Annotated in this window: 1 rRNA gene (only partly in view); it reads left to right on the forward strand. The window is 50.7% G+C overall.

The window, feature by feature from the left end:
• Positions 1-80: 80 nt before the first annotated feature.
• Positions 81-2,500 (forward strand): 23S ribosomal RNA (locus AC1Q64_RS25245) (it continues 459 nt past the right edge of the window).

Raw genomic sequence — 2,500 nt, forward strand, 5'->3', positions numbered from 1 at the left:
ACGGCATAACGCGCCAGGTGAAAGACCTGGCAAGTCCTTGAGATGATGGCGATATCTTGAAAGAGATGTCAAAGTTATAGGGTCAAGTGACTAAGAGCATGTGGTGGATGCCTTGGCGATTACAGGCGACGAAAGACGTGATAGCCTGCGATAAGCTTCGGGGAGCTGGCAAATAAGCTTTGATCCGGAGATTTCTGAATGGGGAAACCCACCTCGCAAGAGGTATCGCATACTGAATACATAGGTATGCGAGGCGAACCGGGTGAACTGAAACATCTCAGTAGCTCGAGGAAAAGACATCAACCGAGATTCCGAAAGTAGTGGCGAGCGAAATCGGAAGAGCCTTCTAGTGATAGCGCGACTGTTAGCAAAACGGGATGGAAAGCCCGGCCATAGCAGGTGATAGCCCTGTATGCGAAAACAGACGTGTGGTACTAAGTTAGAGAAAAGTAGGGCGGGACACGAGAAATCCTGTCTGAATATGGGGGGACCATCCTCCAAGGCTAAATACTCGTAATCGACCGATAGTGAACCAGTACCGTGAGGGAAAGGCGAAAAGAACCCCGGGAGGGGAGTGAAATAGATCCTGAAACCGCATGCTTACAAAAAGTAGGAGCCCGCAAGGGTGACTGCGTACCTTTTGTATAATGGGTCAGCGACTTACATTCAGTGGCAAGGTTAACCGAATAGGGAAGCCGTAGAGAAATCGAGTCCGAATAGGGCGAATCAGTCGCTGGGTGTAGACCCGAAACCAAGTGATCTATCCATGGCCAGGATGAAGGTGCCGTAACAGGTACTGGAGGTCCGAACCCACTAGTGTTGCAAAACTAGGGGATGAGCTGTGGATAGGGGTGAAAGGCTAAACAAACTTGGAAATAGCTGGTTCTCTCCGAAAACTATTTAGGTAGTGCCTCAAGTATTACCTGCGGGGGTAGAGCACTGTTTAGGCTAGGGGGTCATGGCGACTTACCAAACCTATGCAAACTCCGAATACCGCAGAGTACAGCTTGGGAGACAGAGCACCGGGTGCTAACGTCCGGACTCAAGAGGGAAACAACCCAGACCGCCAGCTAAGGTCCCTAAAATTGGCTAAGTGGGAAACGAAGTGGGAAGGCTAAAACAGTCAGGATGTTGGCTTAGAAGCAGCCATCATTTAAAGAAAGCGTAATAGCTCACTGATCGAGTCGTCCTGCGCGGAAGATGTAACGGGGCTAAGCCAGTTACCGAAGCTGCGGATTTGCAATTTATTGCAAGTGGTAGGAGAGCGTTCTGTAGGCCTGTGAAGGTGTCTGGTAACGGATGCTGGAGGTATCAGAAGTGCGAATGCTGACATGAGTAGCGTTAAAGGGGGTGAAAAGCCCCCTCGCCGTAAGCGCAAGGTTTTCTACGCAACGTTCATCGGCGTAGAGTGAGTCGGCCCCTAAGGCGAGGCAGAGATGCGTAGCTGATGGGAAACAGGTCAATATTCCTGTACCGATCAATAGTGCGATGTGGGGACGGAGAAGGTTAGCTCAGCCAACTGTTGGATATGTTGGTTCAAGCCTGTAGTCGTGCTCGGTAGGCAAATCCGCCGGGCTTAGATGAGGGGTGATAACGAGTCTGCTTGCAGACGAAGTGAGTGATACCCTGCTTCCAGGAAAAGCCACTAAGCTTCAGCTATTGACGACCGTACCGCAAACCGACACTGGTGCGCGAGATGAGTATTCTAAGGCGCTTGAGAGAACTCAGGAGAAGGAACTCGGCAAATTGATACCGTAACTTCGGGAGAAGGTATGCCCCAAGTAGGTGAACTCGTACAGAGGGAGCCCAACGGGGTTGCAAAAAATCGGTGGCTGCGACTGTTTAATAAAAACACAGCACTCTGCAAACACGAAAGTGGACGTATAGGGTGTGACGCCTGCCCGGTGCTGGAAGATTAAATGATGGGGTGCAAGCTCTTGATTGAAGTCCCAGTAAACGGCGGCCGTAACTATAACGGTCCTAAGGTAGCGAAATTCCTTGTCGGGTAAGTTCCGACCTGCACGAATGGCGTAACGATGGCCACACTGTCTCCTCCTGAGACTCAGCGAAGTTGAAATGTTTGTGATGATGCAATCTCCCCGCGGAAAGACGGAAAGACCCCATGAACCTTTACTGTAGCTTTGTATTGGACTTTGAACAGATCTGTGTAGGATAGGTGGGAGGCTTTGAAGTGAGGACGCTAGTTCTCATGGAGCCAACGTTGAAATACCACCCTGGTGTGTTTGAGGTTCTAACCTAGGTCCATTATCTGGATCGGGGACAGTGCATGGTAGGCAGTTTGACTGGGGCGGTCTCCTCCCAAAGCGTAACGGAGGAGTTCGAAGGTACGCTAGTTACGGTCGGACATCGTGACGATAGTGCAATGGCATAAGCGTGCTTAACTGCGAGACTGACAAGTCGAGCAGATGCGAAAGCAGGACATAGTGATCCGGTGGTTCTGTATGGAAGGGCCATCGCTCAACGGATAAAAGGTACTCTG

The sequence above is a fragment of the Acidovorax sp. GW835-FHT14G06 genome, from assembly GCF_058793595.1.